This is a genomic window from Paenibacillus sp. JJ1683 (assembly GCF_053006485.1).
The window spans coordinates 2677378-2698776 of record NZ_CM129820.1; the positions used below are offsets into that span (position 1 = coordinate 2677378).

Annotated in this window: 17 protein-coding genes; 13 read left to right on the top strand and 4 right to left on the bottom strand. The window is 45.1% G+C overall.

Features of this window, described 5'->3' with window-relative positions:
- Positions 1-75: 75 nt before the first annotated feature.
- The 3 genes from ACUC6J_RS11640 to ACUC6J_RS11650 form a co-directional block, all read right to left on the bottom strand.
- On the bottom strand, positions 76-594 hold the full coding sequence (locus tag ACUC6J_RS11640; RefSeq protein ID WP_090891156.1) for an NAD(P)H-dependent oxidoreductase: 519 nt from the start codon (positions 592-594) through the stop codon (positions 76-78).
- A 168-nt stretch (positions 595-762) separates the two neighbouring features.
- Positions 763-1887, bottom strand: coding sequence for a GGDEF domain-containing protein (locus ACUC6J_RS11645; protein ID WP_090891154.1), 1125 nt, complete (start codon positions 1885-1887; stop codon positions 763-765).
- A gap of 95 nt (positions 1888-1982) precedes the next feature.
- Positions 1983-4418 carry a GH36-type glycosyl hydrolase domain-containing protein gene (locus tag ACUC6J_RS11650; RefSeq protein ID WP_447250231.1) on the bottom strand — a complete coding sequence of 812 codons (2436 nt, stop codon included), beginning with the start codon at positions 4416-4418 and terminating at the stop codon, positions 1983-1985.
- A gap of 224 nt (positions 4419-4642) precedes the next feature.
- On the opposite strand from ACUC6J_RS11650, the gene ACUC6J_RS11655 reads away from it, so the two are divergent.
- Positions 4643-5377, top strand: coding sequence for a thioesterase II family protein (locus ACUC6J_RS11655; protein WP_277510972.1), 735 nt, complete (start codon positions 4643-4645; stop codon positions 5375-5377).
- Positions 5378-5393: 16 nt separating this feature from the next.
- Complete coding sequence (locus ACUC6J_RS11660; RefSeq protein WP_044786508.1) at positions 5394-6239, top strand: sugar phosphate isomerase/epimerase family protein; 846 nt, start codon at positions 5394-5396, stop codon at positions 6237-6239.
- Positions 6240-6332: 93 nt separating this feature from the next.
- On the opposite strand, the gene ACUC6J_RS11665 is transcribed toward ACUC6J_RS11660, so the two are convergent.
- The gene (locus ACUC6J_RS11665) at positions 6333-6701 is read right to left on the bottom strand and encodes a DUF423 domain-containing protein (RefSeq protein ID WP_447250232.1); all 369 of its coding nucleotides are present in this window, start codon (positions 6699-6701) and stop codon (positions 6333-6335) included.
- A 277-nt stretch (positions 6702-6978) separates the two neighbouring features.
- Here ACUC6J_RS11665 and ACUC6J_RS11670 point away from each other — a divergent pair, with 277 nt between their 5' ends.
- The 11 genes from ACUC6J_RS11670 to ACUC6J_RS11720 all read left to right on the top strand — a co-directional run bounded on the left by ACUC6J_RS11670 (position 6979) and on the right by ACUC6J_RS11720 (position 21195).
- Positions 6979-9966, top strand: coding sequence for a glycoside hydrolase family 48 protein (locus ACUC6J_RS11670; RefSeq protein ID WP_447250233.1), 2988 nt, complete (start codon positions 6979-6981; stop codon positions 9964-9966).
- A 136-nt stretch (positions 9967-10102) separates the two neighbouring features.
- Positions 10103-10606 carry a ferritin gene (locus tag ACUC6J_RS11675; protein ID WP_013371107.1) on the top strand — a complete coding sequence of 168 codons (504 nt, stop codon included), beginning with the start codon at positions 10103-10105 and terminating at the stop codon, positions 10604-10606.
- A 286-nt stretch (positions 10607-10892) separates the two neighbouring features.
- Positions 10893-11441, top strand: coding sequence for a GNAT family N-acetyltransferase (locus ACUC6J_RS11680; RefSeq protein ID WP_031463500.1), 549 nt, complete (start codon positions 10893-10895; stop codon positions 11439-11441).
- A gap of 317 nt (positions 11442-11758) precedes the next feature.
- Complete coding sequence (locus ACUC6J_RS11685) at positions 11759-13786, top strand: S9 family peptidase (protein WP_222822290.1); 2028 nt, start codon at positions 11759-11761, stop codon at positions 13784-13786.
- A gap of 197 nt (positions 13787-13983) precedes the next feature.
- On the top strand, positions 13984-15087 hold the full coding sequence (locus ACUC6J_RS11690) for a hypothetical protein (protein ID WP_019687211.1): 1104 nt from the start codon (positions 13984-13986) through the stop codon (positions 15085-15087).
- A gap of 177 nt (positions 15088-15264) precedes the next feature.
- Positions 15265-16854, top strand: a complete 1590-nt coding sequence (locus tag ACUC6J_RS11695; protein WP_123797188.1) for an acyl-CoA synthetase — start codon at positions 15265-15267, stop codon at positions 16852-16854.
- Positions 16855-16901: 47 nt separating this feature from the next.
- A complete protein-coding gene (locus ACUC6J_RS11700; protein WP_447250234.1) occupies positions 16902-18134 on the top strand; it encodes an aminopeptidase in 1233 nt (410 codons plus the stop codon).
- Positions 18135-18380: 246 nt separating this feature from the next.
- Positions 18381-18971, top strand: coding sequence for a TetR/AcrR family transcriptional regulator (locus ACUC6J_RS11705; protein WP_447250235.1), 591 nt, complete (start codon positions 18381-18383; stop codon positions 18969-18971).
- A gap of 18 nt (positions 18972-18989) precedes the next feature.
- Complete coding sequence (locus tag ACUC6J_RS11710) at positions 18990-19616, top strand: HXXEE domain-containing protein (RefSeq protein ID WP_025364834.1); 627 nt, start codon at positions 18990-18992, stop codon at positions 19614-19616.
- A 118-nt stretch (positions 19617-19734) separates the two neighbouring features.
- Positions 19735-20523 (top strand): DUF4309 domain-containing protein, encoded by a 789-nt coding sequence (locus ACUC6J_RS11715; protein ID WP_107735052.1) that lies wholly within the window; start codon positions 19735-19737, stop codon positions 20521-20523.
- Positions 20524-20667: 144 nt separating this feature from the next.
- A complete protein-coding gene (locus tag ACUC6J_RS11720; protein ID WP_025364836.1) occupies positions 20668-21195 on the top strand; it encodes a TetR/AcrR family transcriptional regulator in 528 nt (175 codons plus the stop codon).
- Positions 21196-21399 lie beyond the last annotated feature (204 nt).

The following is a 21399-nucleotide window of genomic DNA, read 5'->3' on the forward strand; positions in this document are numbered from 1 at the left end:
AGCCCCTTGGTTGGAGCCAACGTCTGCTGTAGGGCAAGCAGGTGTGGGCACCTTCCAAGGGGTATTTTGTGTAAATTAAGAAATAACCGCCTGCACGTATTTTTGTGCAGATTGCTCCAACTGCTCATCTGTCAAAACTCCGGCACCATACTGCACGAAATAAGGGAGCAATTTGACACCAATCAGAAGGCCTGTAGCTTCAAAAGGTCTCAACAGCTCTTCGATCGTATATCTGTTTCTTCCGTCATGTTGATAGTTTTCCTCCACGCTGGCAGCAGACAAGGCGATCAACAACTCTTTGCCCTGTAGCTTGTCACCTTCGCTTCCATAAGCCCAGCCGTAGGTTAAAACCTTATCCAGCCATTTTTTCAGCAGGGGAGGACTGCTATACCAGTAAAAAGGGAATTGCAGAACGATACGATCATGCTGCTCTAGCAGTTTTTGCTCATGGGCAACGTTGATTTGCTCATCCGGATATACTTCATACAGGTTGTGAACGGTCACACTGGATTGCTTTTTGAGTTCTTGCATCCATCTTTTATTAATGCGAGACTCCGCAAGATCAGGGTGAACAACAATAACGAGTGTTGACATGTAAAACCATCTCCTTAAAGCTTATTTTTCGTAAGTAAATAACCATTCCGCGTGTAACCATTTTAGTTTGCAATCCATAAAATTGTCAACTCTTCTCAATTTTAAGTTTCTACATACAAAAAAACTCCGACAACTATATGCCGGAGTTGCATTAAATGCATTTTTACATTAAGCGATATGGTTAAGAGCAACAATTTTATTTTTACCGGAGCGCTTGGCTTGATACAAATAGTCGTCTGTCTCCTGGAAAAATACATCTTTGTCTTTGTTCATATCCTCGGTATAGCTTTTTAATCCAATGCTTACGGTTACAGAAACGATTTGCATTTTCTCCTGAAAGGTCATTTTCTCCACTTCACGCCGAATGTTCTCTACAATCTGATAAGCTTCCTCAAAAGTATGCTCGAACATCAAAATAGCAAACTCCTCACCGCCATAGCGGGCCGGAATGTCATTTGCTGTAATCTGCTCTGTAATAATTTGCGAGATGCCTTCCAAAATTTTATCTCCAAACTGATGCCCGTAAGTGTCATTGATCTTCTTGAAATTATCAATATCCACTAACGCCAGATGGATGATCGCGCCTTGTTCGGCATATTCCAGTGCTTTTTCATAAAAGTTTTGGAAAGACAAATGATTGTATAGCTTCGTTAAACCATCAGTCATGGACATTTTACTAATAATCGCGTTACTGATCATTAATTCCTGCTGAGCACGCTTTGTTTTGTATAAATCCACTAACAAATCGCGGCCGCTGGCCTGAATAATGAGGGCAATAAAGGTGGACATAATCAAAAATGTCGGAATCGCCACGATATCAAAGTCTGACAAATAGCTGCGGAATGATCCATCTATTGCTAGCAATAGAAAGAAGACGATCACTTGCAATACAAAAGAAAGCCATATTAAGCGACGATTGAAGAACAAGATTGAAGAGAAAATAGGCAACAAGCACAACGCTGGAATAATCCGGATGTCATAGTTAAGGCGAATAATCATCCAACAAATAACGGTGCTTGCCATAAACAGAATTGCAAAAGAATACCTGTTAAATTTAAAATGTGCCAGTTCTGCAAGTAAGTTGGATCCACTCATGATTAGTGTGGGAACAATAAGGACCCCAACGTAAAATTCATAAGGCGAAGCGGAATAATCAAGGAATAAGTAGCTGCCCAGCTGGACGATAAAATGTACGGTTATAATCATCCAGTAAAGTAATAACATTTTGCGCACCCAGCGGGCTTGCTTTGTTCTGTAATCCATGGTTTGAGTAAGCCGTTTTGTCTTGTTCATGATGTCACCACACTTAATGTATCTATAGCCATTCTCGTATTATAAGATACTATGTGGTGAAGTTGAAGCTAATTTTTTTGAAGGGCACGAACTCGTTAGCCCAGTAACACTTTTACCTGGTGAATAGTTCCATCTCCTGCAACCGGCAGAATATTATTCGTTAGAACAGTGCCATCTACGGTAACTGTAGCTACACCTTTGGAGACGTGCTGTGGATTCGTGATATGAATCACATAGGTGTCGCCTCGGAAGACACGGGTGACTGTGAATTCTCCCCAGGATTTGGGGATGCACGGATCAATACGCAGACCCTCCCATTCCGGCTGAATACCGAGGATGGATTGAGTAATAGCTATAAAATTCCAAGCCGCAGTACCCGTTAGCCAGGAATTTTTGGCTTCACCTTCACGAACCGCATCCTTGCCCGCAATCATTTGAGCATACACATATGGCTCGGTACGATGAATGTCGCTGATGTCCTCTAGATAAGCGGGAGCAATTTTGCTATACAGCTCGAAAGCGCGATCACCGCGTCCTATGACAGCTTCTGCCATCATAATCCAGGGGTTATTGTGACAGAAAATACCTGCATTTTCCTTATATCCAGGAGGGTAAGAAGAGATTTCACCCAGATTAATATAGTAGCGGGAATAAGGCGGATGTTGTAGTACAATGCCGTAGGGAGTTTCCAGCCGATCACGTGTAGAGTCGAGAGCTTTATGAGCCAGGCCTTCTTCAATGCCAATTCCTGCCATTACACAGAAGCCTTGAGGCTCTATGAAAATTTGCCCTTCCTCACAATCCTTGCTCCCTATTTTGTTACCATAATGGTCGTACGCACGCAAGAACCATTCCCCGTCAAACCCATGCTCCAATGTGGCTGTCCGCATACGATCCACATGTCCTTGAGCGGTGACTGCTTCTTCATTCAAACCTCTGCGCTTGCAAAGCTCAATAAAATCCGGTCCAGTATACACGAATAGTCCGGCGATAAACACAGATTCGGCTATGCGGCCCTCCAAATTCTGTGTCGTCTGATAGGACTCATCTGGTGTAGCAGAAAAACAGTTGAGATTCAGACAGTCGTTCCAGTCAGCCCGACCAATGAGCGGAAGACCATGCGGACCGAGATTGTCTACAACATGATAAAAAGAACGCTTCAAATGTTCAAACAGCGAAGCGGCACGATCTATATTCCCGTCAAAGGGAACTTGTTCCTCCAGTATGCCAAAGTCTCCGGTTTCTTTGATATATGCTGAGGTACCGACAATAAGCCACAGCGGATCGTCGTTAAAGCCACCGCCAACCTCGTGATTTCCTTTTTTGGTTAACGGTTGGTACTGATGATATGCCCCGCCATTTTCAAATTGAGTAGAAGCGATGTCGATAATCCGTTCCCTTGCCCGCTCCGGTATTTGGTGGACGAAGCCGAGCAAGTCTTGATTTGAATCCCGAAAACCCATACCACGTCCAATACCGGATTCAAAATACGAAGCCGAACGTGACATATTGAATGTAACCATACATTGATACGGGTTCCATATGTTCACCATTCGGTTCAGCTTGTCATCGTGACTTTGAAGGGTGTACTTAGACAGCAGATTGTTCCAATAACTTCGCAGCTCACTTAACGCACGGTCCACATCGGTTTCATCCGCAAATTGCGCGATCATAGCATGAGCCTGTTTTTTGTTAATAATACCGGGGGACTCCCATTTTTCTTCCTCTGGGTTTTCCACATATCCGAGTACAAAGTTACAGCTTGTTTCTTCGCCCGGCTCCAGTGTAATCTCAATGCAATGCGATCCGATAGGGGACCAGCCGCTGGCTATCGAGTTAGACGCTTGCCCTGCGGTGATGGTGTGGGGCTGATCCAGTCCGTTGTAGAGACCCAAAAAAGCTTCACGGTCTGTGTCATAGCCCGCCAGCGGACGATTCGCAGAGAAAAAAGCATAATGATTGCGGCGCTCACGGTATTCTGTCTTGTGATAAATGACAGAGTCCTGTATTTCAACTTCGCCTGTGTTCAAGTTACGCTGAAAATTGGTCATATCGTCATAGGCGTTCCACAGGCAGAATTCGACGAATGAAAAGAGTTTGATCTTTTTAGTTTGTAACGATGTGTTCTGAAGCTTGACCTGGTGGACCTCGCCGTCAAAGGATAGGGGCACAAAAGCTAGTTGCGTAGCCCGAATCCCTCTGCGTTCCCCCATAATTGAGGTATATCCAAGTCCATGACGGCATTCATACTGCTCCAGGTCCCTTTTAACCGGCATCCAGCCCGGAGTCCAATAATCTCCATCAGCATAAATATAAAAATAGCGACCACCGTTATCGACAGGAATATTGTTGTACCGGTAACGTGTTAAGCGACGTAAGCGAGCATCTCGATAAAATGCATAGCCGCCGCCTGTATTGGAGATGAGTCCAAAAAATCGTTCATTACCTAAATAATTAATCCAGGGATACGGAGTTTGAGGGGTGGTGATGACATATTCTTGGTTGGCATCATCAAAGAAACCATACTTCATGGCGCAGGACTCCTCTCAAATTGGAAAAATAAAAGACCCAACACATGATTATATTCAAACATACAGCAGTTCTTCCTTAAGAAATACATTTCCTGCTTTATGCAAAATGTGCTTGAATTCGTCAACCCTCTTTTTCGAATTTGCAAAATATTTGAAATGGGTAAATATACCTTTTTATGCTAAAATAAAAAAGTTAGAATTCCGCAACACAGGAGGTTGCAAGAATGGCACCTATCACATTATTTTTCATCCCATATGCAGGCGGATCGGCATCAGTCAGCTTCAAATGGAAAAAGCTGCTGCTTCCACAGATTAAACTTGTCCCTTTGGAATTGGCGGGCAGAGGTATTCGTTCGGGGGAACCGCTTAAGGATAGTATTGAGGAGATGAGCGAGGATCTGCTGCATCAAATCAGCCATGAGTTAGTCCCTGGTGATCCTTATGCCATATACGGTCACAGCATGGGAACGATGATTGCATTCGAGCTGTATTATAAGCTGGTGGCTGGAGGATATGGGCAGCCGGCTCATCTATTTGTTTCGGGTGGACGGGCACCGCATATCCCAAGAAATCTCCCGTGGTTACATGATCTGCCTGCAGATCAGTTCAGAACGCATTTGCAGAGGTATGGTCAACTTTCGGAAGCCATTTTTGACAATCAGGAATTGTATGACTATTTTATGCCAGTATTAAGAGCAGATTTCAAAGCAGTCGAGATGTATAAGTATATGAGCAAAGCCACGCCTTTACATTGCCCTATCACCGCCTTGACAGGACTGACTGATAACACGGTGGCCCTACAAGATGCAGAGGCGTGGGCACAGCATACGGATCAGCAATTTCGTGTGTTTACCTTTGAGGGAGGACACTTCTTTATTCATGATGAAGTAGAACGAATTACAGAAATCATCAATGAGTCCTTGGAGCTGAGTACGGCGATTAGTAGAATACAAAAATAAAAAGAGGTGATTTTTAGTGACAGTAGGTGTATTGGCACATTTGTTTGGCAAGTTGCCTTATCGCGAGTTGGCTGCAAAGGTAGGTGAAGCGGGCTTTACTCATGTTCAGCTCGCTCCGTGGAGAGCGATCAGTGATGTCGATTTTAATAAACCTGGCAAGTTCAATCCTGGATTGGCATTGTCTATCGCTGAGGAATTTCGTAAGCACGGAGTATCCATATCAGTGCTCGGGTGCTATTTGCATTTTTTTGTACAGGATGAGGAATTGTTACGTGAAAATGTAGAGCGTTTCAAAGAGCTGATCCGATACGCAAGTCTGTTAGGAGCACCAATGGTTGCAGCTGAAGTCGGACGCAATGAGGATGGGACCCCTTATTCGGAGCGAGACTGGAGAGTTGTAAAAGAAGTTGTGCGAGAATTAGCAGATGAGGCGGAGAAGTGGGGCGTATTTGTAGGATTAGAGGCTGCTAACGATCATTTGGTCGGAACAGCAGCAGAGCTAGCTACCTTTCTGGAGGAAGTACCGTCTTCACACATTGGTGTTGTGATTGATCCGGGTAATTTGCTAAAAACGGAAAACCTGGCGCGACAGGATGAGATCATCCGCGAAGCTTTTCAGCTGCTAGGACCTCGGATTATCGCAGCACATGCCAAAGACCGACGTTTGTCATCATCAGGTGAGATCGAGACCGTACCGCCGGGTTTTGGTGACATGAACTATGCTCTATATATGGAACTGCTGGAGCAGTACAAGCCAGGGGTCCATATTATTATGGAAGCTGCTCAGGAGCATGAAATGGCTCAATCCAAACGCTATATCGAAGGTCATCGGATCGCGGCTCAGAAAGCACAGCAAGTGTAAACGAAATCATAGACGCGTTCATCTTCATCAATAAATCGGCCATGATACAGGAGACTTGGAAGCGCCTACTTTTCCAAGTCTCTGTTTATTTGTTTAGCCTTGTATTACCGCCACAATCACAATGGCCCAACTTGCCAAAAAAGCCAGCCCGCCAATCGGGGTGACGGCTCCAAGCTTTTTCACACCAGACACACTAAGAACATACAGACTGCCGGAAAACAGAAGAATGCCCACCAGCATAACCCAACCTGCGGTTACAATAAGAGAAGAATGGGCAAGGTTGCCTGCAAGAACTCCCAGCAGCAACAAACCCAAACCGTGAGCAATTTGATATTGAATTCCTGTCTGGAATATGCTCATCATGTCTGCGGAAAGTCTTTTTTTCAACGCATGCGCCCCGAATGCTCCCAGAGCTACAGCTAAAAACATCACAATACAGCCAAGCAACAGCAACACTTTCATGTTTTAACGCCTCCTTGTGAAATAGTACCGATTCCTATCGATTTCGTCAATTTTCCTTGTGCAACTCTAAACATATAGAATTTTTCGACTCTCATTTGGCGACTAGTGTGGTATATTCTTGCCAGGGCCAATGTGAAGCATTTGGAGCTATGGACAGCGTGTCCTCCACCTTTATAACGGGAAAGTGAGGTGATGGCGCTGTCTTTTTGTGCTGTCTTTTTTCGGAACCAAATTTTGAGTAAAGCCAATATTGATAATGGAGAGGATGAATGCAAAAGTGATCAGTAGAAAATCTGTGTTCAGAAAATCTGTCTCTATGGTCATGTCAGCCATTTTGGTACTTCCGTTAAGCTTGGGTTTATTTCAGGCCGAACCCGACCGTGCATCAGCCGCAACCCCTGAATCAACACGCTTTTTGCAAATGTATAAACAACTGAAGGACCCAGCTAGCGGTTACTTTTCTAAAGAAGGTATCCCTTATCATTCCGTTGAAACACTTATGAGTGAGGCGCCTGACTATGGACACTTAACGACCTCGGAAGCATACAGCTATTGGATGTGGCTGGAAGTTCTCTATGGTCATTATACCGGGGATTGGGGTCATTTGGAATCGGCATGGGACAACATGGAGAAATATATCATTCCTGTTAATGAGGGTGACGGTAAGGAAGAGCAACCTACAATGAGTAACTATAATCCGAACAGCCCTGCCACTTATGCCGCAGAATATCCGCAGCCGGATCAGTACCCAAGCCGTCTGAGTGGTCAGTACGGTGCTGGCAAGGACCCACTGGACTCTGAGCTGAAGGCAACCTATGGCAACAATCAGACCTACCTGATGCATTGGCTGCTGGATGTAGACAATTGGTACGGTTTTGGCAATCTGCTGAATCCGTCACATACGGCGACCTATGTGAACACCTTCCAGCGCGGGGAACAGGAATCGGTCTGGGAGGCCGTACCGCATCCATCGCAGGATAATCACAAGTTTGGCAAGCCTAATGAAGGCTTCATGAGCCTGTTCACCAAGGAAAATAATGCTCCTGCACAGCAATGGCGCTACACGAATGCCACGGATGCGGACGCACGGGCGGTTCAAGCCATGTACTGGGCAAAAGAACTCGGTTATGACAACCAGGTATATTTGGACAAAGCGAAAAAGATGGGAGACTTCTTGCGTTACGGCATGTACGATAAATACTTCCAGAAAGTAGGAAGCGCTTCCAATGGAAGTCCGATTGCTGGCACGGGCAAGGATGCCAGTCTTTATCTAATGGCATGGTATACGGCTTGGGGCGGCGGACTGGGCCAAAGCGGCAACTGGGCTTGGCGGATTGGTGCCAGCCATGCGCATCAGGGCTACCAGAATGTCGTTGCTGCATATGCATTATCCGATAAGGATAGCGGATTGATCCCAAATTCACCTACGGCAGGACAGGATTGGGCGACCTCGCTCAAGCGCCAATTGGAATTTTACACTTGGCTGCAATCTGATGAGGGGGCCATTGCAGGTGGAGCAACGAATAGCTGGGATGGTGCCTACAAGGCGTATCCATCTGGTACGAGCACTTTTTATGGCATGGCTTATACAGGGGCTCCTGTATATCAAGATCCACCGTCCAACAACTGGTTTGGCATGCAGGCTTGGCCTGTCGAGCGGATTGCGGAGCTGTACTATATTTTGGCCAAGAAAGGTGACACTTCGTCTGAGCAGTTTAAAATGGCTAAACAAGTGACGGAAAACTGGATCGCTTGGTCCAAGAGCTATGTATTTGCCAACGAACGGCCTGTAACTGATGCGCAGGGTTACTATTTGGATGCACAAGGCAAGCGTATTCTGGGTGGCAAAAATCCGAAGGTAGCCACTACAGCGGCTAAAGGTGAGTTCTGGCTGCCGAGCAATCTGGAATGGAGTGGAAAGCCTGAAACCTGGAGCGGATTTGCCAATCATAAAGGAAATGCCAATCTTCATGTCGTAACCAAAAATCCAGGACAGGATGCAGGAGTGCTGGGCAGTTATGTGAAGGCGCTTACCTTCTTTGCTGCCGGAACAAAAGCTGAAAAAGGAGACTACACCGAGTTAGGCAAGGAAGCCAAAGATCTGTCCAAAGCCTTGCTTGATGCAGCATGGGGCTATAACGACGGCATAGGAATTACAACGAAGGAAGCACGTGAGGATTATTATCGTTATTTTACTAAAGAAGTATATATCCCGAGCGGATGGAGTGGTAAGACTGGGCAAGGCAACACGATCCCAGGCACAGACGCTACACCGTCTGATCCGTCCAAGGGAGGGAATGGTACGTATTCCAGCTATAGCGACATCCGCCCTAATATCACTAAAGATCCGCAATGGTCCTATCTTAAAGACAAATACACGACTTCATGGAACAAACAGACCAAAAAATGGGATAAAGGTGCGCCAGAATTTACGTATCACCGTTTCTGGTCCCAAGTAGATATGGCAACTGCTTATGCAGAGTATGACCGTCTGATTAATGGTAGTGGACCAGCCGAACCTACAGCTCCCAAAGCTCCGGCAAATGTAAAGGCGAGTGCAGGAGATGCACAAGTTACACTAACCTGGAGCAAAGCGACAGGTGCTGATAGCTACACGGTTAAGCGCTCCACAACCAGTGGTGGCCCGTATACCACGGTAGCAACGGTAACTGACGCCACTTACAAGGATACAGGGGTGGTGAATGAAACCACTTATTATTATGTAACAAGTGCAACAAATTCCTTAGGAACCAGCCCGGATTCTGCTGAGGTCAGCGCCAAGCCAACAGCAGCCCCGATTCCGGCGAAGGGAGATGTAATTGCCCAATACCGTGTGGGCGACACCAACCCGGGAGATAACCAGATTCGACCACTCTTCCGTGTCGTAAACAAGGGTAAAGAGGCTCTTGATCTGAAAAACGTCAAGCTGAGATACTACTATACTGTAGATGGCGATAAGGGGCAGGAGTTTCACTGTGATTATGCACAATTGGGCAGCGGCAATGTTCAGGGACGGTTTGTGAAACTGGATAAGGCCGTAACTGGGGCAGATTATTATTTGGAGATCTCCTTTGGAGCCGGTGCGGGAAGTCTGGCAGCAGGGGAAAACACGGGGGATATTCAGATTCGCATGAACAAGACGGATTGGAGCAACTATAACGAAAGTGACGATTTTTCCTATGATGCAACCAAGACCTCTTATACAGATTGGGACAAAACACCTTTGTATATAAACGACAAACGTGTCTGGGGTCTGGAACCTTGATTGTGAACTAAATGTTGAGCAAGGCGGGCGGAACGTGAGTGTGTCTGAATTCACTTCCGTCCGTTTTTTTGTGATCAAATTCATGGTACACTAAGAACGTTACATCATTACATATCTGACCGAGGTGACCTAAGACATGAATGACAATTTGGCACAGGCTCTGAATGAGCAAATGAACTTTGAATTTTACTCCGCTCACGTATATCTCGCGATGGCTGCATATTGCTCTAGTGAAAGTCTGGATGGGTTTGCAAACTTCTTCCTGGTACAAGCAGAGGAGGAACGGTTTCATGCCATGAAACTGTATAGATACATTAACGACCGTCGAGGACGCGCTACATTGGCAGCATTACCGGAGCCCAAAAATAGCTACGATTCCATGCTGGACGTATTTGAGCATGGCTACAAGCATGAGCAGCAAAACACACAAAAATTTTATCATTTGGCTGACTTGGCCCTCGATGCACGAGAGCATGCAACGATCCATTTCTTGAAATGGTTTATTGATGAGCAAGTCGAAGAGGAAGCTCTGTTCGATAGTGTTATCCAGAAGCTTAAGCGCATTGAAAGAGACAGCAATGCCTTTTATATGCTGGACAGCGAGTTTGCCAAACGCAGCTTTGTTGCCCCTGCGGAATAACACAGCGTACAGGTTGGTTTGAATGCCCCAGAGACAGGGACAGCATTCTATTGGTCTTAGAAAGTAAAGGAGCCCGGCTTTCGGGCTTTTTTGCTTTTATTTGAATTCCGGACTTTCCAACCCTCAAGGGATATTGTTATTTTAAATGAAGGTATAGAAAAAATTAATTTGTCGCTGAATGGTGAGCATGCTACAGTTATGTTAACTTTCATTTCTGATTAAAAATATAGGATTAGTTGAAAAAAATTATGCACATTATTACAATACTATAGGGAGGCGGGGAACTATGAGCGAGATCTATCGTCTGGCACGTCAAGAGGATGCAGAAAGATTGCAGTATATAACGTATGAGGCGTATGAAACAATTCGGCAGTTGGAGCTTAAATGGCCTGCCGCTCAGGCAGACGTCGCTCTCATTCAAGAAAACATTAAAAATAATGATTGCTATGTGCTGGAAGTCGATGGTGTCATCCAGGCTACCGTTAGTCATCTAAAAAATAGAGCCCTTAATTTTATAACCGATCTTCCGTTTGTGATGTGGTTTGCCGTAGATCCGGCTGCTCAGGGCAAAGGATATGGAAAAAAACTGCTGAACTGGGTAGAACAAACGATTATTCGTGATCAGGTTGGAGCTCCTGCAGTGACATTAGCCACTGCGGAAAAACATCCCTATTTATTATCCATGTACGAGCGTTGGGGATATGAACGTATCCATGCTTTTGACCATGGAACAGGGGACGGGACGATGCATTTACTGCGTAAAGTAGTGAATCCTGAATTATTCTCCACCTACATCCATGAAAAGAATGAAGCCGAGACTGCTAACCGAAATTAGACACGATCACTGGAGAAGCCTGAGTTCACAGTAGAAATTCCAAAATATCGTCAGGCAGGCTGTGCTTGCAGAGGAACTTGGCTTTAATGCGTACGGTACAGAAGAACGATAACAGATATGACCTTCTCTCAAGAAAGCAACCGAAGCAGCGGTGTTTTCGAGTCATTGTGACGGAGAGAGGGTTCTTTGAGTTTTGGACAAATTGACAGAGATACATAAAAAGAGTAACGTAATTGTATATTTAAATTCATATAAAATTAATCGGATTAATTGAATGTGAAGTTGTACAAATCTGACAATATTAAGGAGGGATTTATTTGAGCAACTCGCAATCTGGCACAACCAAACGCCGTATAACAGCTGAGGATTTATATCGATTTCACTGGGTTAGCGATCCAGCTGTTCATCCCACGAGTGGCGAAATTGCTTACGTAGAGCAGTGTATTAATAAAGAACGGACAGACTACAACTCGGCTATTTGGCTGTTGCCGTTCGAAGGTAAAGCTCCAATACCCTTTACATATGGAACGAAAGATGAAACACCTGTCTGGTCACCGGACGGATCACAACTTGCTTTTCTCCGTTCGGCAGACGGCAAGCGCCAGGTATGGATTATTCCAGCACGCGGGGGAGAAGCCCGACAACTTACGCACGTAGGGAACAATGTTCGTTCATTAGCCTGGTCGCCGGATGGAGCCTGCATATCGTTTGTAGCTAAAACTGCTGAGAACCAGTCAAGTCCTACATGCGACGCAGGAAAGCAGGAGACACAGCTTGAGGGACGAGTGGTTAATCGAACAAAAGCTAAATTCGACGGCTATGGGCTGTGGGATGATACTCGTGATCACTTGTATGTAACTGATGTGACTTCAGGGCACACGGTTCAACTGACATCCGGCGCTTATGATGTCGCGGAGCCTGTCTGGTCACCGAATGGCCAACAGATTTTATTTGTGGCTAGAATAGCGGAGCATTCCAAAGAGGATACGGATTTACGCAAGCAAAATGATTTGTTTACGGTAGCTCCTGCGACTTCTAATAGCAATGCGGCAGTACCGTTTAAGCTGACTCATTCCGAGCTTCAAATCGAGAGCGCTGCATTCTCTCCCGATGGTACATTGATTGCCTTTTACGGTCATGATCGTCATGCCAAAGGCGCTACTCAGACTCGACTGTATACGGTTCCCTCCAGTGGCGGGACGGCAGTATGCGTTAGTGAGACACTTGATGCTCACCTCGGTAATGCGGGTATGAGCGACATGCGTTCACATCTTCATGTAGGACCACCACGCTTCAGTGCGGACAGTCAATCCCTGTATACGCTGGTAACCATTGAAGGAAATGTGCACGTATATCAGTTTGCGCTTGATGGAACTTTTAAAATTTTAACCCAAGGAGAACGGGAAATTTACCAATTCGAGCTTACTTCGGATGAGCAGCATATCATTGCTGCTTCCACCAATGTCGCTTTACCAGGCGATTTGTTTCGGATTGCGATCCATTCAGGGACCGAGGAACGGCTAACACGAGTGAATGATGCTCTGCTTGATGAGATTGAGATCAGTGCGCCTGAGAGCTTCTGGACGGAGGTCGAGGATGGTCGACGCGTGCAGGGATGGGTGATGAAGCCTGCTGGTTTTAAGGAGGGGGAGGCTTATCCTGCCATTTTGGAAATTCACGGCGGTCCCCATGCCATGTATTCCAATTCCTTTTTTCATGAGTTTCAGTTGCTGGCGGCTCGGGGGTATGTAGTCATCTATACGAACCCGGGAGGAAGTCGAGGGTATGGACAGTCTTTTACCAATGTTGTCCTTGGAGATTACGGCGGACGTGATTACACCGATCTACTGAGCGCCGTGGACGAGGCTATACGCAAATTCCCATTCATCGATCCAGAAAGACTGGGTGTCACGGGAGGCAGCTATGGTGGCTTTATGACAAACTGGATTGTCGGGCATACGGATCGTTTCCGCGCAGCTGTGACCCAGCGTTCCATATCTAACTGGCTGTCAATGTATGGGGTGAGTGACATAGGATACTCGTTTACGGAAGATGAAGTTGGCGGGAATCCATGGGATGATTTCGAGCTTTTGTGGAGGCAGTCCCCGTTGGCTTATGTACAGCAAATCAATACACCGCTGCTCATATTACATGGAGAACAGGATCTACGTTGCCCTATTGAGCAGGGAGAGCAGTTGTTTACAGCATTGCGTCGTTTGGGAAAGCCCACCCAATTTGTCCGTTTCCCAGCTTCGAGTCACGAGCTTTCACGTAAAGGGCACCCACAGCTTCGCGTGGAACGACTGCAACGCATTACCGACTGGTTTGTCCAACACAAAATATAAGTCTCATTCGATTTGTAGTGTTTATGGAAAAATGTCAGGTCCTAATCTTAGGACTTGGCATTTTTTAATGTGTCTTATATCCATTCTCTTAACCCCATTTAGTGCTGGTGCTGGGTCACGATTTATGGTTATCATATACGAAGATATTGTTCGTTCATCGCTTCTTGCTTACATTCATATTTAAAAGGAGATATACAATGGCTGAACCCTTAAAAAATATGTACACGGAGGAATTCCTTCGTCTATTCGGTGAAAGAGTACAGGCTGCATACAGTCCGTTCGACATTGACGGATTTATCCATCAAGTTATGGATAAAAAATGGGGAGAACTGGAGCTAAAAGAACGAATACGGCGTATTTCGTTAACATTAGGGGCGTTTTTGCCCAGTAGTTATGAAGAAGCTCTTTCTATATTATTTGCCATTGATGAGTACTGTAGCGGATTTCCGTACTTGTTTTTCCCTGATTTCGTAGAGGTATATGGGCAGGGAGAAGAGCATTGGGACCTGTCCATGAATGCACTGGAGCGATTTACATCAAAATCCTCTGCGGAGTTCGCTGTGAGACCCTTCCTCCTGCGTGAACCAGAACGGATGATGCGGCAGATGATGACCTGGGCGGGACACCCCAGTGAACACGTCCGCCGTCTTGCCAGCGAAGGTTGTCGTCCACGGCTGCCTTGGGGACAGGCGCTGCCTGTCTTCAAACGTGATCCTGCTCCGGTATTGGCTGTATTAGAACTGCTGAAGGCCGATCCATCATTGTATGTACGTAAAAGTGTAGCCAACAACCTGAACGATATTGCCAAGGATCATCCCGATATTGTCATCGCAACGGCTCAACGGTGGAAGGGCGCACATCCTGATACCGACTGGATTGTGCGTCATGGCTGTCGATCCCTGATTCGCAAATCCATCCCTGAAGTGATGGCCATGTTCGGCTATGCGGATGATACGGATGGGGTGCCGCTGGTCACAGCAGCCTCTTTCACCACAGACCCTGCCGTATTAAAGATCGGGGATCACAGTGAACTGAGCTATGTGCTTCAGCTTCGAGAAGGTGAACCTGTACGAGTTCGCATCGAATATGGCATCGACTTTGTAAAGGCGAGAGGACAAGTTTCACGCAAACTGTTTTTGCTTTCTGACAAAACGGTTCCTGGAGGAACCCGTCTAACGGGTACACGAACACACCGGTTCGCAGACCTGACAACTCGTCGTCATTATGCGGGAGCGCACCGAATTGTGCTGCTCGTAAACGGGCAGGAAGCGGCTTCTACAGTGGTAGACATTGAGTTGTAGATTACAATAATTGTAAAGAAAAGAGTCTGTATTCAGGCTCTTTCTTTTTGTCGTTTGTTTTACAAATTTTATTTTTTTCCAAATAAATTAATTCTGGTATTAGAACCTGGTACTAAGACGTGTTATACTACATAAAGGAAGTTGCTCTTATCTTATGTATAAAGGGGAAGGTATAACTTGACTGATCAGCAACAATGGCTTGCGCCTGAATATTACAATATGACTTCGGAAATGGAACACCATGAGGCTGGTAAGACCGCACTCAAGTGGTTAAGTGAGACAGGGGAATACGAAGAAATCACCTACGGAGAGCTGTTGAAAAAGGCAAATCGGCTGGCTGGTGGACTTGCAAGTCTGGGATTTAACAAAGGAGATAGAGTTCTGGTCGTAGTACCACGGCGTATTATTGCATATGTCATTTATCTGGCATGCTTGAAGCTGGGGCTTGCTGTCATCCCATCTTCAGAAATGCTGCGGGCCAAGGATATTGCATATCGCCTTCGCCATTCGGAAGCGCGTGCAGTCATTGCCTGGACCGGAGTAACAGGTGAAGTAGATAAAATAAGTGATGATTTGCCTGCTTTGGCTCACCGCATTGTAGTCCCCGGGGACCACACAGCAAATGCACCTGGTTGGCTTGTGCTGGATGAGCTGATGGAAGGACAAGAAGATATTTTTGAAGCTGTGAAGACACACCGTGACGACATGGCCATTCTGGCCTATACTTCGGGTACCACAGGAAATCCTAAAGCTGTTGTACATAGCCATGGCTGGGGATATGCCCATCTGCGGATAACATCACCATGGTTGGACATTCAAGCTTCAGACATAGTATGGGCCACAGCCGCACCTGGCTGGCAAAAATGGATTTGGAGTCCGTTTTTATCGGTACTGGGAAATGGGGCGACTGGATTCGTATATAATGGTTCGTTCCGTCCGGGTCGTTATTTGCAGTTGCTGCAGCAATACGGAGTCCAAGTGTTATGTTGTACGCCAACTGAATATCGAATTATGGCAAAAATGGATGGTTTGGATCAATACGATCTATCCCTATTGCGCAGCGCAGTTTCTGCGGGGGAGCCGCTCAATCAGGAGGTTATCAACAAGTTTCAGAAGCAGTTCAACATTACGATTCGTGATGGCTACGGCCAAACCGAGAGTACGCTAATTATTGGAAATCTAAGAGACACACCTCTGCGCACAGGCTCGATGGGCAAATCCATTGCACCGGGACTTGTTGAGGTCGTAGACGAGGATGGTATTCCGCTGGCTCCAGGGCAAGTGGGCGATATTGCAGTGCGTGCTGATCTGCCGGCATTGTTTCATACGTATTATCATGATCCAGAACGCAAATTAGCTAGTGTGCATGGAGATTATTTTGTTACAGGAGACCGGGCTCGAAAGGACGAGGATGGATATTTTTGGTTTGAAGGACGCGGTGATGATATCATTATCAGTTCTGGCTATACCATTGGTCCTTTTGAAGTAGAAGAAGCGCTGATGAAGCATGATTCTGTGCAGGAATGTGCAGCGGTAGCCAGTCCGGATGAAATCCGTGGACATGTTGTAAAAGCCTTCATCGTGCTCAAAGCCGGAGTAGAAGGATCACCGGAGTTAGTGAAGGAACTGCAACATCATGTGAAAACATGGACGGCACCTTACAAATATCCACGAAAAATAGAGTTTATCCAGGAACTCCCTAAAACCAGCTCAGGCAAAATACGGAGAGTAGAGCTGCGTGATTTGGAGAAGCAATCCGTACTATAGTGATGAAATCATTTAGTGTAATCAAAACGGAATAGGAGCGTGGAAAAATGAGTACATTTGAATCATTGTTGGAGCAATACGCAGAACTGGTCGTAAGAGTAGGGGTCAACATTCAGCCAGGACAGGCGTTGTTGGTAACTGCACCACTGGAAACTGTTGAGTTTACACGCCTGATTGTCAGCAAAGCCTATGAAGCAGGCGCTAAATATGTACAGGTAGAGTTTGAGGACGATTCCATTACACGCAGTCGTTTTGAACATGGTGACGAAGCCAGCTTTGATTACTATCCTGCTTGGAAAGCAGACATGATGGAGAAATTCGCCGAAGAGGGTGGAGCTACGCTAACGATTAAAGTGCCGAACCCGGATTTATATCAAGGTATTGACCCGGAACACGTTTCACGCGCAACAAAGGCGGCGGCTACGGCGAGAGAAGGCTATGCTCACTATACGCGGAATGCTAAGATTAGCTGGTGCCTGATTAAAGCGCCGACGAAGGCTTGGGCAGATAAAGTATTTGCCGATATAGCAGAAGAGGACCGAATTCGTGTCATGTGGGATACGATTTTCCAAATGAATCGTGTAGACGGCTTCGATCCAATTCAAAATTGGCAGGGACATTTAAACAATCTCGAACAGCTACAAAACAAGCTGAATCATAAAAACTATAAAAGCCTCCATTATCGTGCACCAGGAACAGATTTGAAAATTGAATTGGCCGAAAGACATATTTGGCGTGGTGGTGGCGGCGAAAACGCCCAAGGAATTTATACTGTGGCAAATATGCCGACAGAAGAAGTGTTCACAATGCCTAAGCGTACAGGTGTCAATGGCCACATCACAAGTACCATGCCACTTAATTTAAATGGGCAACTGGTAGATCGCATTACGTTTACCTTTAAGGACGGTAAGGTCACCGAATATACAGCAGAATCCGGCGAGCAGCATCTCACTCATTTGCTCGCTACAGATGAAGGGGCCTGCTATCTGGGAGAAGTTGCCCTGGTGCCGCACGATTCACCGATTTCCAATCTCAATCGCATCTTTTATAATACAGGTATCGACGAAAATGCCTCCTGTCACTTGGCCCTAGGCAGTGCGTATCCATTTAATATCGAAAATGGGACACAAATGAACCGGGAGGAGTTACTCCAGAACGGTGCCAATGTCAGCCTGACTCATGTTGACTTTATGATCGGCTCAGCCGAGCTGGATATTGATGGTGAACTGCAAGACGGAAGCACAGAGGCTGTGTTCCGCAAAGGAAATTGGGCAATTTAGTTTAGTCTTTTCTTAATCTCACTTCACTCAACCCGCAAACGATCTGATTCGTTTTGCGGGTTTTTTCATAGCCTAATTCTCATATCTTTACTTGTTTTGTGAAATGTAAAGTGCTAAGCTAAGTTCAAACAATAATTTAAACAGTGTTTTAAATATCGTTTTAATTTTTGCTTAAATTGTTGTTTTGCTTAAAGTAGTCCGTTTCATTTGTCCTTTAGGATTAAACTAAACAGGAGGAGGAAAAAGATGAGTCACCCAGACAAAAAACAACAGACCAAAGAAAAAATTCTACAGTCTACGCTGGAGTTTATCCAAGAGAAAGGTTTCGAGGCGGTTACAATCCGAAAAATTGCTGACCTGTCTGGTACTAATATTTCTCTAGTTAATTATTATTTTGGCTCCAAAGAAAATTTGCTCAGCGAAGCTATCGAAGTGATCCTAAACAGCTTTCAGCACACATTTTCTGTTTTGGACAATACAGCGATGCCCCCGCAAGATAGACTGAAACAATTTTTACTTAACTATTTACAGGTCATTCGCCAATATCCAGAGCTACTATCACGAATTATTGTGATGGGCAGCACGCCCTTTACATCTCAACAGGAATACGGAAGATTTTTAAACATAATGGGGTTTCTAAAGGTCCAGAACACAATCAAGGAGCTAACAGGTGAGCAACAGCCAGAGCGGTTGTTAGCTATGATGCTGCAAATATTCGGAGCCATTTTTCTGCCTGCACTGATGAGTCCAATTCTTGAATCTGGAGCAGTTGTGGAAATGCCTACAATAGAGGAACAATTAAACCTGCTGTTTGAAAGATATTTTGATCAAAAATAAATCTCAGGGGTGAATACCATGGAATTTTTGAGAAAATATTGGCAAGATGCAGGAGGCATCATTGGAGTGGCTGTATGTATTGTTTTGCTTATGAATTCAGCCATCTTATCGGATCTATCAGGCATACTGTGGTTAAGCTTTGTGGCTATTTTGTTTCACCAATTTGAAGAATACCGCTGGCCCGGATATTTTGCGGGTTTATTTAACAATGTTTTGTTTAAAAGTGAAGCCCCGGATCATTACCCCTTGAACACTCAATCAGCGATGATCATTAATGTGGCAATTGCCTATGTATTTTATCTACTCCCCGTCTGGTTTCCCCACGTAATCTGGCTTGGACTCGCACCTGTTTTGATGGGATTTTTTCAGGTCATCTGGCACGGAATTGTTGTCAATCTCAAAGCAAAAACTGTATATAATCCCGGTTTGTGTACGGCAGTTCTCCTGCATGTCCCTGTCGGAATCTGGTATATCCATGAAATTGTAAAGCGAGACATTCCTACGGCAATAGACTGGATTGCAGGCACAATCTACTTTGTTTTTGCTATATACATTTTTATTGTGAAAGGGAATATATGGTTGAAGAAGAGTGACTCCCCTTACGCCTTTTCTAAACAACAGCTAGGCGCTTACGATCGCAGGTAGGATGTATTAGAAATTTATAACGCTATTGTTTACAAGTTGGATACAAGTAGAGGTATTCTCGAAACGAGGTTCGGTTACACTTGGTTTGTACTCAAGAACAAGGAAAGAGTGATCTATAATGAAACCTATACATCAATCTCGCAATCGTAAAAAGTTAGCTTGCAAGCTAGTTACTACCAGCGCTTTATTAGCAATCGGTTTTGCTGTAATGACAGGATGCGGCAATAGTGGAGAAGCAAGCTCAATTGCTCCATCTACAACAAAATCAGCCACACCATCTGCCAGTAATTCAACAGATCAGAACACAGACATCAATACAAATGAGCAAGATACTCCCAATAACAAGACGAATACAGATATCAGTAAGCCTAGTGCGGATGCAGAAAATTCCAAGAAACCTGGAAAAAAGTCTGATCAAGGTTTAACCTCGACACAGCAGAAACCTGCTAGTAGTACAGCCACACCTGACAGTAAACACGGCTCCGCGACTGCTATAATGAGCGCAGCCAAGCAGGGGACGTTGCCTCATCTGCCTAAAGGTCTTGGTCTAGGAACGAGCAGCGATCTGTTGTTCGAGCTATGGGGGAAATCCGATTCTGGTTCTACAGGCCCTATGAGAAGTTACGCCAAATATCATACAGATCTCATACTGGATGGAAGTGACAAAGTTACAGAAATTACTTCTTTCGACCCACAATATAAAAAGTTGCTTATTAATCAAGTTATTAGCGAACTAGGCCAGCCCACAGAAACAATTGACACCTCTAAAGACACATCCGGCACAGCAGAAGCTAATTATACGATCAACAACACGTCAGATCTTAGTTATTATTTAGTATTTTCTTATCAAATCAAAACGCAAAAGGTCAATTATGTTCGGTTATACTTTAACACGATGACGCCATAATGGAGTGTGCCAAAGGAGTCGTTTCCATCATGATTAGGGAGGCGACTTTTTTGGTCGATTGCATTTTTAGAGTGTGACATTTATACTAATTAGTAATTGATTAATCACTACTAGGAAAATGTAACAAACAAAGGATGAGAAAATATGGCTAAAGCTACATCAACATCAATAAATCGCCAAAAGGAAATCATATCTGCTGCTATCGAAGTCTTTGCAGAGATGGGCTACTATCGAGCTACAACGGCCAAAGTTGCGGAACGGGCCAATATTTCTCAGCCCTATGTTTTCCGCTTTTTTGCTACCAAGGAAGCTTTGCTTATTGAAGCGTTGAAGGTTTCATTTGCACGCATCATAAACTCTTTTCACCAGGTCATTCATTCGGCTTCGTCTGAGCAGTTAGAGCAAGAACTGATTGCAGCCTATTCGCAAATTATGATGGACTATCGCAATGAAATACTCTTACAAATGCAGGCGCAGACGATCCGTGAGGATGTGGTTGTAACCGTGATGCAACAGGGGCTACGTGAGATCCATACGACGGTCTATAATGCTTTCCGGCAGGCAGATATTGAACAAGCCATGGAAAAAACGATGCTTTTTCTCGCCAGAGGCATGCTATGTAATATCTCGATGTCGCTGGATCTACCAGAACTGATGAAAATAGACGATTAATTTTATGTATGCAGTAGAGTCGCGCTTTTGTGCGGCTTTTTTTGTTTGCTTTTAGTTAGTACAAGGCATAAATTCGTTAGTTTCTGAGCGAAAGGAGCTAACTAGGTTGACAAGGGAAGCGAGTCTCGTTATTCTTATACCTATAGGGGTATATGTATAAAGAAAATAGTGCTAGACTAACCCACAAAAAAAGGCGGAGGTTAT

Excerpts from the sequence above, each read along its gene's own strand:
- ACUC6J_RS11665 (WP_447250232.1), bottom strand. The coding sequence starts at position 6,701 with ATGAAAGTGTTGCTGTTGCTTGGCTGTATTGTGATGTTTTTAGCTGTA.
- ACUC6J_RS11680 (WP_031463500.1), top strand. The coding sequence starts at position 10,893 with ATGAGCGAGATCTATCGTCTGGCACGTCAAGAGGATGCAGAAAGATTG.
- ACUC6J_RS11690 (WP_019687211.1), top strand. The coding sequence starts at position 13,984 with ATGGCTGAACCCTTAAAAAATATGTACACGGAGGAATTCCTTCGTCTA.
- ACUC6J_RS11675 (WP_013371107.1), top strand. The coding sequence starts at position 10,103 with ATGAATGACAATTTGGCACAGGCTCTGAATGAGCAAATGAACTTTGAA.
- ACUC6J_RS11645 (WP_090891154.1), bottom strand. The coding sequence starts at position 1,887 with ATGAACAAGACAAAACGGCTTACTCAAACCATGGATTACAGAACAAAG.
- ACUC6J_RS11655 (WP_277510972.1), top strand. The coding sequence starts at position 4,643 with ATGGCACCTATCACATTATTTTTCATCCCATATGCAGGCGGATCGGCA.
- ACUC6J_RS11700 (WP_447250234.1), top strand. The coding sequence starts at position 16,902 with ATGAGTACATTTGAATCATTGTTGGAGCAATACGCAGAACTGGTCGTA.
- ACUC6J_RS11640 (WP_090891156.1), bottom strand. The coding sequence starts at position 594 with ATGTCAACACTCGTTATTGTTGTTCACCCTGATCTTGCGGAGTCTCGC.
- ACUC6J_RS11710 (WP_025364834.1), top strand. The coding sequence starts at position 18,990 with ATGGAATTTTTGAGAAAATATTGGCAAGATGCAGGAGGCATCATTGGA.
- ACUC6J_RS11650 (WP_447250231.1), bottom strand. The coding sequence starts at position 4,418 with ATGAAGTATGGTTTCTTTGATGATGCCAACCAAGAATATGTCATCACC.
- ACUC6J_RS11720 (WP_025364836.1), top strand. The coding sequence starts at position 20,668 with ATGGCTAAAGCTACATCAACATCAATAAATCGCCAAAAGGAAATCATA.
- ACUC6J_RS11715 (WP_107735052.1), top strand. The coding sequence starts at position 19,735 with ATGAAACCTATACATCAATCTCGCAATCGTAAAAAGTTAGCTTGCAAG.
- ACUC6J_RS11705 (WP_447250235.1), top strand. The coding sequence starts at position 18,381 with ATGAGTCACCCAGACAAAAAACAACAGACCAAAGAAAAAATTCTACAG.